Source organism: Bradyrhizobium sp. CCBAU 53415, assembly GCF_028128735.1.
Lineage (GTDB): Bacteria > Pseudomonadota > Alphaproteobacteria > Rhizobiales > Xanthobacteraceae > Bradyrhizobium.
The window spans coordinates 679107-695210 of sequence record NZ_LBJF01000001.1 but is presented as its reverse complement, the minus strand read 5'-3'; the positions used below and the strand labels follow the sequence as shown (position 1 = coordinate 695210).

13 protein-coding genes and 1 pseudogene are annotated in these 16104 nt (G+C 66.0%); 8 read left to right on the top strand and 6 right to left on the bottom strand.

Annotated elements, in window-relative coordinates:
- Window positions 1-11: 11 nt before the first annotated feature.
- Together hutH and hutI are read right to left on the bottom strand one after the other, a co-directional pair.
- Window positions 12-1571 carry a histidine ammonia-lyase gene (gene hutH / locus XH87_RS03135; protein WP_271586131.1) on the bottom strand — a complete coding sequence of 520 codons (1560 nt, stop codon included), beginning with the start codon at window positions 1569-1571 and terminating at the stop codon, window positions 12-14.
- Window positions 1568-2782, bottom strand: a complete 1215-nt coding sequence (gene hutI, locus XH87_RS03130) for an imidazolonepropionase (RefSeq protein ID WP_271586130.1) — start codon at window positions 2780-2782, stop codon at window positions 1568-1570. Before hutI ends, hutH begins: the two co-directional genes overlap by 4 nt.
- A gap of 82 nt (window positions 2783-2864) precedes the next feature.
- On the opposite strand from hutI, the gene XH87_RS03125 reads away from it, so the two are divergent.
- The 8 genes from XH87_RS03125 (at window position 2865) to XH87_RS03090 (ending at window position 13219) form a co-directional block, all read left to right on the top strand.
- Window positions 2865-4223, top strand: a complete 1359-nt coding sequence (locus tag XH87_RS03125; protein ID WP_271586129.1) for a formimidoylglutamate deiminase — start codon at window positions 2865-2867, stop codon at window positions 4221-4223.
- Entirely contained in the window at window positions 4220-4948 is a 729-nt protein-coding gene (gene hutC, locus XH87_RS03120; RefSeq protein WP_035705299.1) for a histidine utilization repressor, read from the top strand. Before XH87_RS03125 ends, hutC begins: the two co-directional genes overlap by 4 nt.
- A gap of 108 nt (window positions 4949-5056) precedes the next feature.
- Window positions 5057-6001, top strand: coding sequence for an ABC transporter substrate-binding protein (locus XH87_RS03115; RefSeq protein WP_271586128.1), 945 nt, complete (start codon window positions 5057-5059; stop codon window positions 5999-6001).
- 71 nt (window positions 6002-6072) lie between these two features.
- Window positions 6073-6846, top strand: coding sequence for an ABC transporter permease (locus tag XH87_RS03110; RefSeq protein ID WP_271586127.1), 774 nt, complete (start codon window positions 6073-6075; stop codon window positions 6844-6846).
- Window positions 6843-7628, top strand: a complete 786-nt coding sequence (locus tag XH87_RS03105; protein ID WP_199763235.1) for an ABC transporter ATP-binding protein — start codon at window positions 6843-6845, stop codon at window positions 7626-7628. The genes XH87_RS03110 and XH87_RS03105 overlap by 4 nt, the downstream gene beginning before the upstream one ends.
- Complete coding sequence (locus XH87_RS03100; protein ID WP_271586126.1) at window positions 7621-8853, top strand: Zn-dependent hydrolase; 1233 nt, start codon at window positions 7621-7623, stop codon at window positions 8851-8853. Before XH87_RS03105 ends, XH87_RS03100 begins: the two co-directional genes overlap by 8 nt.
- 117 nt (window positions 8854-8970) lie before the next feature.
- Window positions 8971-10131, top strand: coding sequence for an MFS transporter (locus tag XH87_RS03095; protein ID WP_271586125.1), 1161 nt, complete (start codon window positions 8971-8973; stop codon window positions 10129-10131).
- Between the two features lie 322 nt (window positions 10132-10453).
- On the top strand, window positions 10454-13219 hold the full coding sequence (locus XH87_RS03090) for an ATP-binding protein (protein ID WP_271586578.1): 2766 nt from the start codon (window positions 10454-10456) through the stop codon (window positions 13217-13219).
- A 17-nt stretch (window positions 13220-13236) separates the two neighbouring features.
- Here XH87_RS03090 and msrA read toward each other — a convergent pair whose 3' ends face one another.
- From msrA to XH87_RS03070, 4 genes and pseudogenes are all read right to left on the bottom strand, one after another.
- Window positions 13237-13752, bottom strand: coding sequence for a peptide-methionine (S)-S-oxide reductase MsrA (gene msrA / locus XH87_RS03085; RefSeq protein WP_035705326.1), 516 nt, complete (start codon window positions 13750-13752; stop codon window positions 13237-13239).
- 140 nt (window positions 13753-13892) lie between these two features.
- Window positions 13893-14314 (bottom strand): annotated as a pseudogene (locus XH87_RS03080) (OsmC family protein).
- A gap of 111 nt (window positions 14315-14425) precedes the next feature.
- A complete protein-coding gene (locus tag XH87_RS03075; RefSeq protein WP_271586124.1) occupies window positions 14426-15115 on the bottom strand; it encodes a VOC family protein in 690 nt (229 codons plus the stop codon).
- Between the two features lie 46 nt (window positions 15116-15161).
- Window positions 15162-15830 (bottom strand): sensor histidine kinase, encoded by a 669-nt coding sequence (locus XH87_RS03070; protein WP_271586123.1) that lies wholly within the window; start codon window positions 15828-15830, stop codon window positions 15162-15164.
- Between the last annotated feature and the right edge of the window lie 274 nt (window positions 15831-16104).

Here is a 16104-nt window from a genome sequence, read left to right as displayed (position 1 = left end):
GGAGCACCTCATCAGTCGAGTCGCGGAAACGGATCGGTTGAAAGCGCGGCAGTCGCGACGCCCGGCAGCATGTCGGCCTCGATCAACGCAGCCGCCCTGGCGAGATCGCCGGCCATGTAGCGGTCGATACCGAGTGCCGGCACCTGCTCGCGCAGCGCCGCGATGACGGCAGCGAGTGGCTCGCTTGTCGCATGCGGCGCGCGCAGCGTGATGCCCTGGGCGGCGACCAGAAGCTCGATGCCGAGAATGGCGGCGAGATTGTCGGCCATGTCGGACAGGCGCCGCGCGGCATGCGCGGCCATCGAGACGTGATCTTCCTGATTGGCGCTGGTCGGGGTCGAGTCGATCGAGCAGGCAGCTGCGCGCTGCTTGTTCTCGGCATAGAGCGCGGCCGCCGTGACTTCGGCGATCATGAAGCCGGAATTGATGCCGGGATCGGGGGTGAGGAACGGCGGCAGGCCGAAATTCAGCGCGGGATCGACCAGCGTCGCAATGCGCCGCTCGCTGGTCGCGCCGATCTCCGACAGCGCCAGCGCGATTGTATCGGCGGCAAAGGCCACCGGCTCGGCGTGAAAATTGCCGCCGGAGACGATCTCACCGGTCTCGACCAGCACCAGCGGATTGTCGGTGACGGCGTTGGCCTCGACGATCAGGGTGCGCGCGGCCTGCGTGATCAGGTCGAGCGCAGCGCCCGCGACTTGCGGCTGGCAGCGCAGGCAATAGGGATCCTGCACGCGCTCGTCGCCTTCGAGGTGCGACAGGCGGATGTCGCTGCCGTCCAGCAGCGCGGTCAACGTCGCAGCCGCGGCGATCTGCCCGGCATGGCCGCGCAACGCCTGGATCTCGGGGCGGAACGGCGCCGTTGAGGCCATCGCCGCGTCCACTGACAATGCGCCGGTGACAAGCGCGGCCCGCGTCAGGCGAAATGCGCGCAGCACGCCAGATATGGCGTAGGCGGTCGAGAATTGCGTGCCGTTGATCAGCGCAAGACCTTCCTTGGGCCCGAGGGTCAGCGGCGCAAGGCCGGCAGCTGCCAGCGCCTCAGCACCGGACACGGTTTTCCCGTCCACGATCGCCTGGCCCTCGCCGATCATCACCGCGGTCATATGCGCGAGCGGCGCGAGATCACCGGAGGCGCCGACCGAGCCCTGCTGCGGCACCAGTGGATGGACACCGCACGCCAACATTCCCTGCAGCTGCTCGATCACCACGGGGCGCACGCCGGAGGCGCCGCGGCCGAGCGAGACGATCTTCAGCGCCATCATCAGCCGCACGATCGATTCGGGTGTCGCCGGGCCGACGCCGCAGCAATGCGAGACGATGAGATTGCGCTGGAGCAGCGTGGTCTGATCCGGCGGGATGCGCTTCGAGGCCAGTTTGCCAAAGCCGGTGTTGATCCCGTAGACGGGGACGTCGGCTCGCGCGGCCTTGGCGACGATCTCCGCAGCCGCCTCGACGCGCGGCCAACATGATGGATCGAGGATGACCGAAGCGCCCGCGAGCACCTGCGCGAGATGGTCGAGGCTGACCGTCCCCGGCGTGACGACGATCGCTGCGCCCTGCTCCCTCATTGTCCCCTCCACACCCGGCGGTGCAGCGGATTGAAGCCGATGCGGTAGACGAGTTCGGCGGGCCTCTCGATGTCCCAGATCGCGAGATCGCACCATTTGCCGGCCTCTAACGTGCCGGCTTCACCGAGAATGCCGAGCGCGCGCGCCCCCTCGCGCGTGACGCCCGCGATGCATTCGGCCACATTCATCCGGAACAACGTCGCGGCCATATTCATCGCGAGCAGGAGCGAGGTCAGCGGCGAGCTGCCGGGATTGCAGTCGGTCGCGAGCGCCATGGCAACGCCGTGGGTGCGGAACGCCTCGACCGGCGGCTTGCAGGTCTCGCGAATGAAGTAGAAGGCGCCGGGCAGCAGCACCGCCACTGTGCCGGCCTTCGCCATCGCGGCGGCGCCGGCTTCATCCGTGTGCTCCAGATGATCGGCCGATAGAGCTGAAAATCCTGCAGCGAGCGCGGCACCGCCGAGGTTCGAGAGCTGATCCGCATGCAGCTTGACGGGTAGCCCGAGCTCCCTCGCCGTCTCGAACACGCGCGCGGTCTGCTCGGCCGAGAATGCGATGCCCTCCATGAAGGCGTCGACGGCATCGGCGAGGCCTGCCTTTGCAACCGCCGGCAACATCTCCTTGCAGACGAGATCGATGTAACGGTCCTTGTCGCCATCCGCCTCCACCGGCAGCGCATGTGCGCCAAGAAAGGATGTGCGGATCGCAACCGGTCGCCGGCCTCCGAGGCTGCGCGCGGCTGCGAGCTGCCGCATCTCGGTAGCAGTGTCGAGGCCGTAGCCCGACTTGATCTCGACCGTGGTTGCGCCCTCGCCGATCAACGCATCCAGCCGCGGCAGCGCGCTTGCGACGAGATCGGCCTCGCTCGCCTTGCGCGTCGCGGCCACCGTAGAGACGATGCCGCCACCGGCGCGCGCGATCTCCTCATAGCTCGCGCCCTTCAGGCGCAGCTCGAATTCGTGCGCGCGGTTGCCACCGTAGACGAGATGGGTGTGGCAGTCGACGAGGCCGGGCGTGATCCAGCGCCCCCCGCAGTCGATCCGCTCCATGGCATCCGCGCTCGCAGGGAAGTCTGCCCTTGTTCCCGCATAGACGATGCGACCGCCGCGCACGGCGATCACGCCCTGTTCGATCTCACCGAGATCGGGACGGTCGGCTCGTAGCGTGGCGAGCCGGGCATTGTGCCAGATCCGGTCGAAGCGCTCTGCCATGCAACGGCCCCTTCGTGGGATGCTTGACTTATATGTCTAGACATATAATCGTGGGGCGGTCCTGTCCAGCCGGCGTGTAATCATGACCCGACTGCATTTCGCCTCCGCGCTCCTGCCCTCGGGCTGGGCCAATGACGTGCAGGTGGTGATCACCGCCGGCGCGATCGCGGAGGTGACGCCGGGCGTGGCCCCGGTCGCCGGCGACGAGCGTCACCAAATCGCGCTTCCGGGACTTGCGAGCCTGCACAGCCACGCGTTCCAACGCGGCATGGCGGGACTTGCGGAGTTGCGTGGCGACAGCACCGACACGTTCTGGACCTGGCGCGAGACGATGTACCGCTTCGCGCTGGCGATGACGCCCGACGACGTCGCCGCCGTCGCGACCCTGCTCTATGTCGAAATGCTCGAGCAGGGTTTTACCCGCGTCGGAGAATTCCATTACCTCCATCACGATTGCGACGGCTCGCCCTATGCCGATCCTGCCGAGATGGCCGCGCGCATTGCGCAGGCTGCTGAAGCATCGGGCATCGCCCTTACGCTGCTGCCGAGTTTCTATGCGCATGGCTCGTTTGGGGGAGCAGCACCGCATGCCGGCCAGCGTCGCTTCATCTGCTCGCTCGATCAGTTCGCGGCATTGATGACTGCCTCACGCAAGGCGATCAGCGCATTGCCCGGCGCCAACGTCGGCATCGCGCCGCACAGCCTGCGCGCGGTGATGCCGGAGGAACTGGCGGCGATCATTCCGCTGGCCGAAGGCGGGCCGGTGCACATCCATGCTGCCGAGCAGGTGAAGGAAGTCGAGGATTGCCTCGCCTGGTCGAGCCGCCGTCCGGTGCAGTGGCTGCTGGAGCACGCGCCCATCGATCAGCGCTGGTGCCTCATCCACGCGACCCACACGACGGATGAGGAGGTCGCCGCGTTCGCGAGGACGGGTGCAGTGGCGGGCCTATGTCCCATCACGGAAGCGAGCCTCGGCGACGGCATCTTCCCGGCGCGCGAATTTCTTGCCGCCGGCGGTGCGCTCGGTGTGGGCACTGATTCCAACGTGCTGGTGGGCGTCGCCGACGAGCTCCGTCAGCTCGAATACGGCCAACGTCTGAAACATCGCGAGCGCAACGTGCTCTCCAGCGGCGCGGGCCGTTCGACCGGACGCACGCTGTTCGATCATGCGCTCGCGGGCGGTGCACAGGCGCTGGCGCAGTCGACAGTCGGCCTCACGCCCGGAGCGCGCGCCGACATCGTCACTCTCGACACTGCGCATCCGTCGCTGGCTGGACGTCGGGGAGATGCGGCCATCGACGGCTGGATCTTTGCGGCCGGCAGCGGCGCGATCGATTGCGTCTGGGCCGGCGGCGACAAGGTCGTCGAAGGCGGCCGGCACAGACTGCGTCAGTCATCGCGCGAGCGCTTCAATGCGTCGGTGCGGAGGCTCGTCGCATGAGCCTTGCCACCGATGCGGCCGACAAGCCGACTCTCTACAAGCGCATTCGCGCCGATATCGAGAAGCGCATCCTGACCGGGGAGTGGCCGCCCGGCCATCGCATTCCGTTCGAGCACGAACTGGTTGCGCGCTACGGCTGCTCGCGCATGACCGTGAACAAGGCGCTGTCGGAGCTGGCGCAGGCCGACCTGATCGAGCGGCGCCGCCGTGCCGGCTCGTTCGTGCGCCGGCCGCAGCATCAATCAGCGGTGCTCAAGATTGCCGACATTCGCGCCGAGATCAGCGCGCTCGGCCGCGCCTATGGCTACGAGCTGATCAGCCGCAAGCTGCGCGCGGCGACTACTGCCGATCGCGATCGTCTCGGCGTCAAGAAGGCCGGCAAGGTGGTCGCGATCACCTGCCGGCACAGCGCGGACAACGTGCCCTTCGCTGCGGAGGACAGGCTGATCGACCTGTCGTCCGTGCCGGATGCCGCGACCGCGGATTTTTCGCGCGAGCCGCCCGGTTCCTGGCTGCTTCACCATGTCCCATGGACGGAGGCCGAGCACACGATCAGCGCCATCGTCGCGGACGATCGCACCGCGGAGGCGCTCGACATCGCCGTCGGCGCGCCCTGCCTCGTCATCGACCGCTACACCTGGCGCAGCGCACGCACGATCACCGCCGTGCGCCTGCTTTATCCCGGTGATTCTCACCGTCTTGTCGCGCGGTTCAAGGGAGGCTGAGAGATATGTCGGCACAAATCGTGCAACGCTTCGGGCAACGGTCCAGATGGACCGACATGAAGAGATCAACACGGCGTCAATCCATCGATCGGTAAGAGGACGACAATCATGCGTAGCTCAAAAGTATTTGCGACAATCATTGCTCTCGCGGTCTCCACTCCGGCGCTCGCCGACGACGTCAAGGTCGGCATCGGCATCTCCGGATGGACCGGCTTCGCGCCGCTGACGCTGGCGAAGGAGGCGGGCATCTTCAAGAAGAACGGCCTCGACGTCACCATCAAGAAGATTCCGCAGAAGGACCGGCATCTCGCCATCGCGTCCGGCGACATCCAGTGCGCCGCGACCACGGTCGAGACTTGGATCTCCTGGAACGCCAACGGCGTTGCGACCAAGCAGATCTTCCAGCTCGACAAGAGCTATGGTGCCGACGGCATGGCCGTGCGCAACGACGTCGCCGCGATCAAGGACCTGAAGGGCAAGACCGTCGCCGCCTCCGCGCCCGGCACCTCGCCGTATTTCGCGCTGGCCTGGATGCTCAAGAAGAACGGCCTCACCGTGAAGGATGTCACCGTCGTCAACCTCGAGCCGGCCGCGGCCGCGCAGGCTTTCGTCGCCGGCCAGAACGATGCCGCGATGACCTATGAGCCATATCTGTCGACGGTGCGTGCCGCGCCCGACAAGGGCAAGATCATCGCAACCACGCTCGACTACCCGATGGTGATGGACACTTTCGGCTGCACGCCGAAGTTCCTGACGGATAATTCCAAGGCCGCCAAGGCGCTCGCCGACAGCTATTTCGAGGCGCTCGACATGATCGCCAAGGACCAGGCCAAGGCCTACGAGATCATGGGTGCCGACGTGAAGCAGACCGGCGAGCAGTTCGGCAACTCGGCGAAATATCTGCGCTGGCAGGACAAGGCCGCGAACCAGAAGTTCTTCGCCGGCGACTTCCTGACCTTCAACAAGGACGCCGCCGAACTCCTGCTCGAGATCGGCATCATCAAGGCCGCGCCGAAGGTCGAGGACCTCTACGACGCGAGCTTCATCAAGTAAGTCTCTGCAAGCCGTCGGTTCCGCCTGGAAAGGGAGCCGGCTCGTGATCGACTATTCGGATAGACAGTTTGATGCGTCCCCTGGACCCTGTTACATCGAGGCAGCGCGTGGCCTATGGCCTCGCGTTCTTCGTTCTGTTCGTTGCGCTCTGGTCATGGGCGACGCTCGGCGGCCATGTGTCGAAGACCTTTCTCGCCAACCCGCTGACCATGGTGCAGGAAGGCTTCGACCTGCTGACCAAACAGGGATTCGCGTTCGACATCGGCATGACGATCTGGCGTGTCGTCGGCGGCTTTGTCCTCGCGGCGATCATCGCGGTGCCGCTCGGCGTGCTGATGGGCGCCTACAAGCCGGTCGAGGCGTTTCTCGAACCGTTCGTGTCCTTCGCCCGCTACCTACCCGCCTCCGCCTTCATCCCGCTCCTGATCCTGTGGGCGGGCATCGGCGAGCTGCAGAAGCTGCTCGTCATCTTCATCGGCTCGGTGTTCCAGGTGATCCTGATGGTCGCGGTCACCGTGGGCACCACGCGACGCGATCTGGTCGAGGCGGCCTATACGCTGGGGGCCAGCGACCGCGGCATCATCCGCCGCGTGCTGCTGCCTTCCTCCGCGCCCGAGATCGCCGAGATCCTGCGGCTGGTGCTGGGCTGGGCCTGGACCTACGTCATCGTCGCCGAGCTGATCGGCTCGTCCTCCGGCATCGGCCACATGATCACCGACAGCCAGGCGCTGCTCAACACCGGTCAGATCATCTTCGGCATCATCGTGATCGGACTGATCGGCCTCCTCTCGGACTTCCTGTTCAAGGCGTTCAACGCCTGGCTGTTTCCGTGGAGGCTCGCATGACGATCCTCAAGATCGAACAAGTCTCGCGCACCTTCCCCGCGCGCCACGGCAACGCGCCGACCCGGGCGCTGGAGCCGACCGACCTCACCATCGGCAACAACGACTTCGTCACCATCCTCGGCCCGTCCGGCTGTGGCAAGTCGACGCTGCTGCGCATCGTCGCCGGCCTCGACCGTCCGACCAGCGGCCGCGTCACGCTCGACGGGCGCGTGGTGACCGGCCCGGGCGCCGATCGCGGCATGGTGTTCCAGTCCTACACGCTGTTCCCCTGGCTGACGGTGCGAGAGAACATCGCCTTCGGCCTGCGCGAGCGTGGCGTGTCCGAGGCGGAGCGAAACAAGGTCGCGGATGCCTTCATCCGCCAGGTCGGATTGTCCGGTTTCGAGAACCACTGGCCGAAGCAGCTCTCCGGAGGCATGCAGCAGCGCACCGCGATCGCGCGCGCGCTCGCCAACGATCCGAAGATCCTGTTGCTCGACGAGCCCTTCGGCGCGCTGGACAACCAGACCCGCGCCTTGATGCAGGAGATGTTGCTGGGGATCTGGGAGCGCGACCAGAAGACGGTGCTGTTCGTGACCCACGACATCGAGGAAGCCATCTTCCTCGGCAGCCGCGTCATCGTCATGAGCGCGCGTCCCGGCCGCATCAAGGCCGAGATCAATGTGGACCTGCCGCATCCGCGCTCCTACAAGATCAAGACCACGCCCGAATTCGTCCAGCTCAAGGAACGGCTGGTCGAGGAGATCCGCACCGAGGCGCTGAAGGTTGCCGAACATGCTTGACACTCAGCCCCGCGCCGACGGGAATCGCGTCCTCTCCGACCTCAATGCGCTGCGCGCCATCGGCGCCTACAAGTCCGGCGTGCACAAGCCGACCTTTTCCGAGCCGCACAAGCAATCGCTGGAGTGGCTCGCTCAGAAGCTGCCCGAGGCCGACCTCTCCGTGACGATCGACGGCATCGGCAATGTTTTCGGCACCAGCACGAAGCCCGGACCGAAGCTGTTGGCGGGCTCGCACCTGGAAAGCCAGAACTACGCCGGCTGGCTCGATGGTCCGCTTGGCGTCGTCTACGCGCTCGAGGCGGCGCGCGTGCTCAATCCCGATCCATCGCTCAAGGGCGCGGTGGAAGTCGCCGCATGGTGCGACGAGGAAGGACATTTCGGCCATTTCCTCGGCTCACGCTCCTATGTCGGGCAGGTGACCGAAGCCGACATCGACGCCGCACGCGACCGCACCAGCGGCCGCGCCATGCGCGATGCACTTGCCGAGATGGGGCTGGCCGGACATTCGCGCATCACCGCCCCGCTAGGCCGCCATGTCGGATATCTGGAGGCCCACATCGAGCAGGGCGACACGCTCGAAAGCGGCCGCCTCGCGATCGGCGTCGTCACGTCCATCGTCGGCATCTGGCAGTACCAGATCAATTTTAGCGGCGAACAGAACCACGCCGGCACCACGCGCATGGCGGTGCGGAAGGATGCCGGCCTGGCGCTAGCCAAATTCTGCGTGGCGATCGACCAACGCTTCCCGGCTGCCTGCGGTCCGCGCACGGTCTGGACCACCGGACGCATCACGCTCGATCCGGGCGCGCCGAGCATCATTCCGGGTGGAGCAGAGATGCTGTTCCAGATCCGCGACGACGATCCGGCTGTCATCGCGCGGCTGGAACAGCTGCTGCGGACCATGGCGGACGAGGCCAGTGCGAACGGTCCCTGCACCGTCACCGTTACGAAGCTGCGCACCGGTGCGCCCGCGATGATGAATTCCGGCTTTCAGGATGCGATCGAGGGCGCGAGCAAGGCCCTGGCCGGCGGACGATCCATCCGCATGCCCAGCGGCGCCGGCCACGATGCGCAGATGCTCGCGACCGTCATGCCCGCGGGCATGCTGTTCGTGCCGTCGATCGGCGGCATCAGCCATCACTGGACCGAGAACACCGCCGACGTCGATATCGTCACCGGCGCAGAGGTCTTTGTCGACGCTTGCCGGCGGATCCTCGGCGGCTAGAACGAGGCTTGCAGCTTTCGAGCGCCAGCCGCGACAATCCGAGCACGCCGCGGACACAAAGCCGCGACATTTCTCGGCTTTGACCTCGGCCCTGCCGCTGCTTCCCCCGGAGTTCTCATGTCTTCTGCCGACCGGCCGGCGACCCGCCTTGCGACCCGGCTTGCCTTCCTCGTTGCGGGCTTCGGCATTGCGTGCTGGGCGCCGCTGGTGCCGTTCGCGAAGGCGCGGCTCGCCGTCGACGACGGGGTCCTCGGCCTGCTCCTGCTCAGCCTCGGCATCGGCTCGGTCGTCGCGATGCTGCTGACCGGCGTTCTCAGCGCGCGCTATGGCAGCAGGCCGATCATCATCGCAGGCGGGCTCGGTCTTGCGCTGGTCCTGCCGCTGCTCGCGGTCGCAAGCTCGCCGATATTGCTGGCGCTGGCGCTCTTTGCATTCGGCGCCGCGCTCGGCTCGATCGACGTCGCCATGAACATCCACGCCGTGGAGGTGGAGCGCGCCGCGGGACGCCCGCTGATGTCCGGCTTCCACGCCCTGTTCAGCATCGGCGGCTTTGCCGGATCCGCGCTGATGACGGCGCTGCTCTCGCTGCAACTCGGTGCCCTCACCTGCACGCTGATTTGCTCCGTGCTGATGCTGATCGCGATGTTCGTGAGCTGGCCGCGCCTGCTTCGCTCGGTGCAGGTGCAGGAGAGCCCACTGTTCGTGCTGCCGCACGGAGCGGTGCTGCTGCTTGCTCTGCTCGCCGCCATCACCTTCCTCGTCGAAGGCGCAATGCTCGATTGGGGCGCGCTGCTCGTGATCGGCGCGGGGCTCGTCACCGAGGCGCAAGGCGGAGCCGGCTACATCGTGTTCTCGATCGCCATGACCATAGGCCGGCTCGGCGGCGACGCGGTGGTTGCGCGCATCGGGGACCGCACGACATTGGTCTGGGGCAGCCTCATGGCGATCGCGGGTTTTGTGGTCCTGCTCGCGGCGCCCGTCGCAGCGGTCGCCATCGGCGGATTCCTTCTGATCGGGCTCGGCGCGTCAAACCTCGTGCCGGTGCTGTTCCGCCGGGCGGCGCGGCAAACGGTGATGCCTGCCGGGCTTGCGGTCGCGGCGATCACGACTGCGGGGTACGCAGGGGTCCTGATCGGCCCTGCCGGCGTGGGCTTCGTCGCGCGTCTTGGCGGATTGCCAATGGCGTTCTGGCTGCTCGCTGCGTTGATGGGCCTCGTCACGTTGTCGGCGCGGATCGTCACGGCGGAGCACCGCCAGATGTCGCGCGTCGATGGCTGAGGGCCTTGCGCCGAATTTACGGATGAAAGAGCCAGGGGCCATAGTGGTCCTCGGCGGCGCGTCCGGGCCATCGTCCTGGCATGTCAACCTAAGCCCTTCTTCCGCAGGCACTTTTTTGGCAGGTCGACGCAAACCCAAGCCATCTGCGCCGGACTGTCTGCCATGCGGCTTTCGGCCAGTTTACTGGACGCGTCGTTCTGCTAGACCACAATAAAATACCTTTTGACTCCCGTGGCGGGGGCAATGGCACGTGCAGGCTCACAGTAATCACGACTCGCACATTTCATTCGGGCCATTTCGGCTTTTTCCAAAGTCCCGGCTCCTGGAGAAGGAGGGGGCGCCGCTTCACATCGGCGGCCGCGCGCTCGATATTCTGATCTTGCTTGCCGAGCGCCCCGGTGAAGTCATCGACAAGAGGGAGCTGGTCAAGCGCATCTGGGCCGACGTGAATGTCGACGAGGGCAGTCTGCGCTTCCATGTCGCAGCGCTGCGCAAGGCGCTCGGCGATACCGGCAAGTCGGCCCGCTATGTCCTCAATGTGCCCGGTCGCGGCTATTGCTTTGTCGCTCCGTTCGCCCAGGCGGCTCAACCGGTCCTCTCGGCCGAAATCATCCCTCCTCGCTCCCTGCCTGCTCAGCTTGCGAAGATGATCGGACGAGAGGAGGTCATCGAGAAGATCTCGACTGGACTGACGCTCTATCGCTTCATGACATTGGTCGGCCCGGGCGGCATCGGCAAGACTGCGGTTGCCGTTGCGGTCGGGCATCGCCGCTCGGTGGATTTCGGCGGACGCGTCTTCTTCGTCGACTTCGGTCCACTGCGGGAGGCCAGCCATGTCACAACCACCATTGCCTCGGTCCTCGGACTGACCACCAGCTCGGAGGACCCGACGCCGGCCCTCCTGACATTTCTGAGGACCGGACCGTCCCTGCTGATCTTCGACAGCTGCGAGCATGTGCTGGACACGCTGGCCCCGCTCGTGGAGCGCATCGTTCGCGAAGCGCCGCAGCTTCGTGTTCTCGCGACCAGCCGCGAGTCGTTCCGCAGCGAAGGCGAGCGGATCTTTCGGCTGTTCCCGCTGGATTGTCCGCCGGAGCGCGAGGGCCTCGATGTCGGCGAGGTTCTCGCCTACCCCGCGGCTCAGCTCTTCGTCGAACGCATCGCGCAGAGCTCGGGCCCGTTCCAGCTCAGCGCTGAAGACGCGCCGCTGGTCGCGAACATCTGCCGGCGCCTCGACGGCATTGCGCTGGCGATCGAGCTCGCGGCGGGCCGTGTCAATGCTTACGGCATCGCCGGCACGGCCTCCCTGCTCGACAGCCGCTTCTCACTGCAATGGCGGGGGCGACGCACGGCCGTGCCGCGGCACCAGACGCTCGCCGCCGCCCTCGACTGGAGCTACGACCTCCTGCCTCCGGCGGAAAGCGCCACCTTGCGGCGACTGTCGGTGTTCGCCGGACCCTTCGCACCGGAGGCAGCCGCCGCGGTCGCATCCGGCGATGGCCTCAGCACCTCGGAGACGTTGGAGGCGATCGACAGCCTGGTCACCAAATCGCTGATCTCGCCATCCGGTTCGCGGGCGCTGCGCTATCGCCTGCTCGACACCACCCGCACCTACGCGCTCGGAAAGCTGAACGAGCGCGGTGAAGTCAGGCAGTTCGCGCGGCGCCATGCCGAGCATTTTCGCGATTTCTTCGAGCATGCGGAGGCCGATGTATCGACACCGCTGCCCGAATGGCTGAGCATCTATGCGGGGGAACTGGACAATGTGCGCGCTGCGCTGGACTGGGCCTTCGCGCCCGACGGCGACGCAAGGCTCGGTATCGCGCTGACGGCGGCCGCAATCACCCTGTGGGTGCGTCTTTCGCTGTTCGCGGAATGCCGTGAGCGCAGCAGAACGGCATTGGCGGCGCTCGGAGACGGCGGGGACGACGACCGCATCCGCATGCAGCTGCTGTCGGCACTCGGCTGGTCGCTGATGTATGGCGAGGGTCGCGCGCGCGAGGCGCGCCCGATCCTCGAGACGACTCTCCAGTTGGCCGACAGGCTCGACGACAAGGATTTCCGGCTGCGCGCGCTCTGGGGGCTGTGCATCGACCAGTTCAACAACGGACAGTTCGGCAAGGCCCGCGTGTTCGCCGATCGTTTTGCGAGCGCGGCGGCGAACTCTCCCGACAGGACCGACCTCATGCTGGGCGACCGGCTGATGGCCGTCGCGCTGCACTATCTCGGCGACCAGAACGAAGCGCGACAGCGCATCGACCGGGTCAACGCATCGCTGCACGTGCTGGCGGAGAAGCCGAAGATCTTCCCGCTCGATCTCAGGATCTCGACGCAATATTTCCGGGCCCGCATCCTGTGGCTGCAGGGCCTCGCCGACCAGGCCCGGGCGCTGGCGGCAAGAAACATCGAGGAAGGCCGTGCCAACGGCCACGCCCTGACCTTCTGCAGCGTGCTGGGGCAGGCCGCCTGCCCGATCGCCTTCTGGGCCGGCGATCTCGACGCCGCGGAACGCCACGGCAGCGAGCTGCTCGAGCACACCGAACGGCACGCGATCCGGCTGTGGGGCCTGTGGGCAAGGGCGTTCAATGCGGCCGTCATCGCCAGGCGCGGCGACGTCGCGATCGGCCTGCCGCTGCTGCGCGAAGAACTCAATCGCGCCGGCGATGCGCGCTTCCTGCCGCGCTTTCTTCCCCTGCTTGGCGAGCTCGGGGCGTGCTTCGGCGAAGCCGACCAGGTCGATCGCGGCCTCGATGTCATCGAGGACGTCCTGACCCGTTGCAACGACCGGCAGGAGCTCTGGTATCTGCCTGAGCTGATCCGCATCAAGGGAGAGTTGATGCTCAGGAGCGCGCGGCATTCCGCGGACGCCGAAGCACGCGTTCGCGAGGCCATGGAGATTGCCATCCGGCAGGGCGCGCGCTTCTGGGAGTTGCGCTGCGCGATCAGCCTCGCGCGGTTCAAGATGGCCGCCGGCCAGAACGCGGACGCTCTGGCCGTTATGGAGAACGTCTCCGGTTCGTTCACGGAGGGCGCCGACATCGCCGACATGAGCACTGCGCGCGAGCTGATGGCGCAACTCCGGAACTGACCGCGCGCTGATGCCCGTTAGCCTCCTACCGCAGCCGCGCGCCGCGGCAGCTTCCAGCCGGGCCGGATGAAGTGGCAGGTGTAGCCGTCAGGATAGCGCTCGAGATAATCCTGATGCTCCGGCTCGGCTTCCCAAAACTCGCGAGCGGGCGCGACCTCGGTCACCACTTTGCCGGGCCAAAGCCCAGATGCCTCGACGTCAGCGATGGTGTCTTCGGCAATCCGCTTCTGCTCGTCGCTCGTGTAAAAGATCGCCGAGCGGTAGCTCGTGCCCAGATCATTGCCTTGGCGATTGAGCGTGGTGGGATCATGGATCTGGAAGAAGAACTCCAGCATCGCGCGGAAGCTGGTCCTGGCGGGATCGAACATGATCTCGATAGCTTCGGCATGGCCTTCATGATTGCGGTAAGTGGCGTTCTTCACCTGCCCACCCGTGTAGCCGACGCGGGTGGAGATCACGCCCGGCTGCTTGCGAATGAGATCCTGCATGCCCCAGAAGCAGCCTCCGGCCAAAACTGCGCGTTCCGTCGTCATTTGTCCGCTCCCAATTGATCGCTCTGCCCGTCCTGCATCTGCCACATCATATATGCCTTCGGCCGCCCGGCCGAAAGCCACGCATTGCACGCGCGTCCACCCGGATCCCAGACCCGGATGGACCCCGGGGAAAACTGCCTCTAGCCCAGCTTGGCGTCGAGGGTGACTGCGGCATTGAGCACCTTCGACACCGGGCAATTCTTCTCGGCCTCGCCGGCGATGCGGGCAAAGCCTGCGTCGTCGAGATTCGGCACTTTAGCCCGCAAGGTCAGCGCGGATTTGCTGATCTTGAAACCCTTGCCTTCGGGCTCGAGCGTGACGGCCGCTTCCGTCGAGAGCTCATCCGGCGTGAACCCCGCCATCTGAAGGCCGAAGGCCAACGCCATGGTGAAGCAGCCGGCATGGGCCGCCGCAATCAACTCCTCGGATTGGTCCCTTTCTCGTTCTCGAAGCGGGTCTTGAATGAATAGGGCGTCTCGGCGAGCACGCCGGATTCACTCGAGAGATGGCCCGTGCCATCACGACCAGTGCCCTTCCATACTGCCTTTGCCTTGCGGATCATCCTCGTTCTCCTGGTTTGTTTTTGAGTACCGACGCTCGGTACCGGTGGAAGGCGACATCGGCGTGACCGCCTGTCGCCAATCCAACCGACCGAGCGCCGCGGCGGTTCCGTTCACGACGGCAGCGGCTGGCCGGCCTGCTCACGAACGATATGGTCGGCGTACCAGTCCGCCCAATTCTCGTCGTGTCCGCCGGTCCGCGTCTCGTGCTCGCCATGGGCGATTGCCGCACGGCGCAGCGCCGCGGCCAAATCGGTCGTCGATGCGAACGTCGCGCCGCCGCCGGCGATGCGCCCGGGCAATCGTGTCGTGACCTCCTGGAACAACCAGCCATTGCCGTCGGGGTCGCTGAACGATGCAAACGAGCTATAGCTGCCGCGTTTCGGGTCAGCACCGCCGACCCGGACGCTACCGAACAGATACGGCTCGTCGGGTCCGACATGAACATCGCCGGCACCGTGGAATGGCTCTGTGACCTCGACGCCGCGGTCGAGCAGATCCTGCCGTGCCGCATCGAGATCGGAGACGATCAGGTACAGGCCTCGCGCTGAGCCCGGCGCTGCAGCCGTCACGTTCCTGCCGAAGATCACCGAGCAGGCCGAGCCCGGGGGCGTGAACTGGATCACGCGCCAGTCGTCGCCTGACGAGAAATCGGCGTCCAGTCGCCAACCGAGGCGCGCGTAGAACGCCTTGGCACGGTCGACGTCGGACACGGGGATCACGACGACCTCGAGCTTCAAGTCAACGCTGCGCGATGTCGAGGGCTTTGTCCCGGTTTCGCGATCGATTTCGATGGTGGTCATGCCGAACTCCCTGGTGTGAGACGCGATTTCCAAACTCGGACGGCCTTCATGCGAGGGCCGGCATCGCAATGGTCACCCGCGTGCCGCCCTGCCCCGCCTCGCCGTGCAACCTCGCGTGGATGCTGCGTGCGAGTCCTTCGAGGATCCGGCTGCCGGTGCCCCGAAGCGGCCCGGTCGCACCAATGCCGTTGTCCGCCACCGTGCAGAACCAGGCGTCGTCGCGGTTGACCAGGTCGATGCGGATCAGCGCACCATTCTTGTTCGGGAACGCGTGCTTTGCCGCGTTCGTAACCAGCTCGGTGAGCATCAGCGCGAGCCGATGACATTTTGCGGCCGGCAGCCTGCCGCTCTCGATCGCAGCCTCGCAGCGGATGCCTGCCGGCTCCAGCACCGCTTCGGAGAGGGCTCCGCACAGATTTTCGAAGAACGGCTCCACGGCGATAGCCGATGGATCGTCGGTGTCGCACAGGAGCTGATAGAGCCGGCCGAAGGCGACGATGCGCCGCTCGAACCGGTCCACCGCCAGCGACACATCCCTCTTGCTCGCGCGCGTGAAGTCGCGGCGGACTGACGCACCGAGCAGCGTCAGCGTGTTCTTCATGCGATGGTGTGACTCCCGCAGCACAAGCTCCCAATCACGCGACTGATCATCGAGACTGGCGACGAATTGAGGTCGACCGACGTGGTCGTTCGCCCGAGCGTCGATACCGGACATCATGGCCTCCCCGTTGAAATAGGGTCTCACCCGAAGGCCATACTGGATGGGTCGCGCGCGTTTTGCCCGTTAGACGTTGCAAGATTCTGTTATGAATTCTGTTATGATCGGCGCCCATGATCTCGCGGCCGACACCGTGGCCTCGACGGTCAGGCACGCTGACGAATTGTCGCGGTCCCGCCGTAAACTGCTCGCGTTTAAGCAAAATTTGCAACACGGGTCCCGTGCGATCGGCGGTCGCCACGCGATTTCGCCACTTTCGGCCAGTTTACTG

What these genes read in the sequence shown, in the direction of transcription:
- XH87_RS03105 (WP_199763235.1), top strand. Translation starts at nt 6,843, where the DNA reads ATGACGATCCTCAAGATCGAACAAGTCTCGCGCACCTTCCCCGCGCGC.
- XH87_RS03115 (WP_271586128.1), top strand. Translation starts at nt 5,057, where the DNA reads ATGCGTAGCTCAAAAGTATTTGCGACAATCATTGCTCTCGCGGTCTCC.
- hutH (WP_271586131.1), bottom strand. Translation starts at nt 1,571, where the DNA reads ATGAGGGAGCAGGGCGCAGCGATCGTCGTCACGCCGGGGACGGTCAGC.
- XH87_RS03075 (WP_271586124.1), bottom strand. Translation starts at nt 15,115, where the DNA reads ATGACCACCATCGAAATCGATCGCGAAACCGGGACAAAGCCCTCGACA.
- XH87_RS03110 (WP_271586127.1), top strand. Translation starts at nt 6,073, where the DNA reads ATGCGTCCCCTGGACCCTGTTACATCGAGGCAGCGCGTGGCCTATGGC.
- hutI (WP_271586130.1), bottom strand. Translation starts at nt 2,782, where the DNA reads ATGGCAGAGCGCTTCGACCGGATCTGGCACAATGCCCGGCTCGCCACG.
- XH87_RS03095 (WP_271586125.1), top strand. Translation starts at nt 8,971, where the DNA reads ATGTCTTCTGCCGACCGGCCGGCGACCCGCCTTGCGACCCGGCTTGCC.
- msrA (WP_035705326.1), bottom strand. Translation starts at nt 13,752, where the DNA reads ATGACGACGGAACGCGCAGTTTTGGCCGGAGGCTGCTTCTGGGGCATG.
- XH87_RS03070 (WP_271586123.1), bottom strand. Translation starts at nt 15,830, where the DNA reads ATGTCCGGTATCGACGCTCGGGCGAACGACCACGTCGGTCGACCTCAA.
- XH87_RS03100 (WP_271586126.1), top strand. Translation starts at nt 7,621, where the DNA reads ATGCTTGACACTCAGCCCCGCGCCGACGGGAATCGCGTCCTCTCCGAC.
- XH87_RS03125 (WP_271586129.1), top strand. Translation starts at nt 2,865, where the DNA reads ATGACCCGACTGCATTTCGCCTCCGCGCTCCTGCCCTCGGGCTGGGCC.
- hutC (WP_035705299.1), top strand. Translation starts at nt 4,220, where the DNA reads ATGAGCCTTGCCACCGATGCGGCCGACAAGCCGACTCTCTACAAGCGC.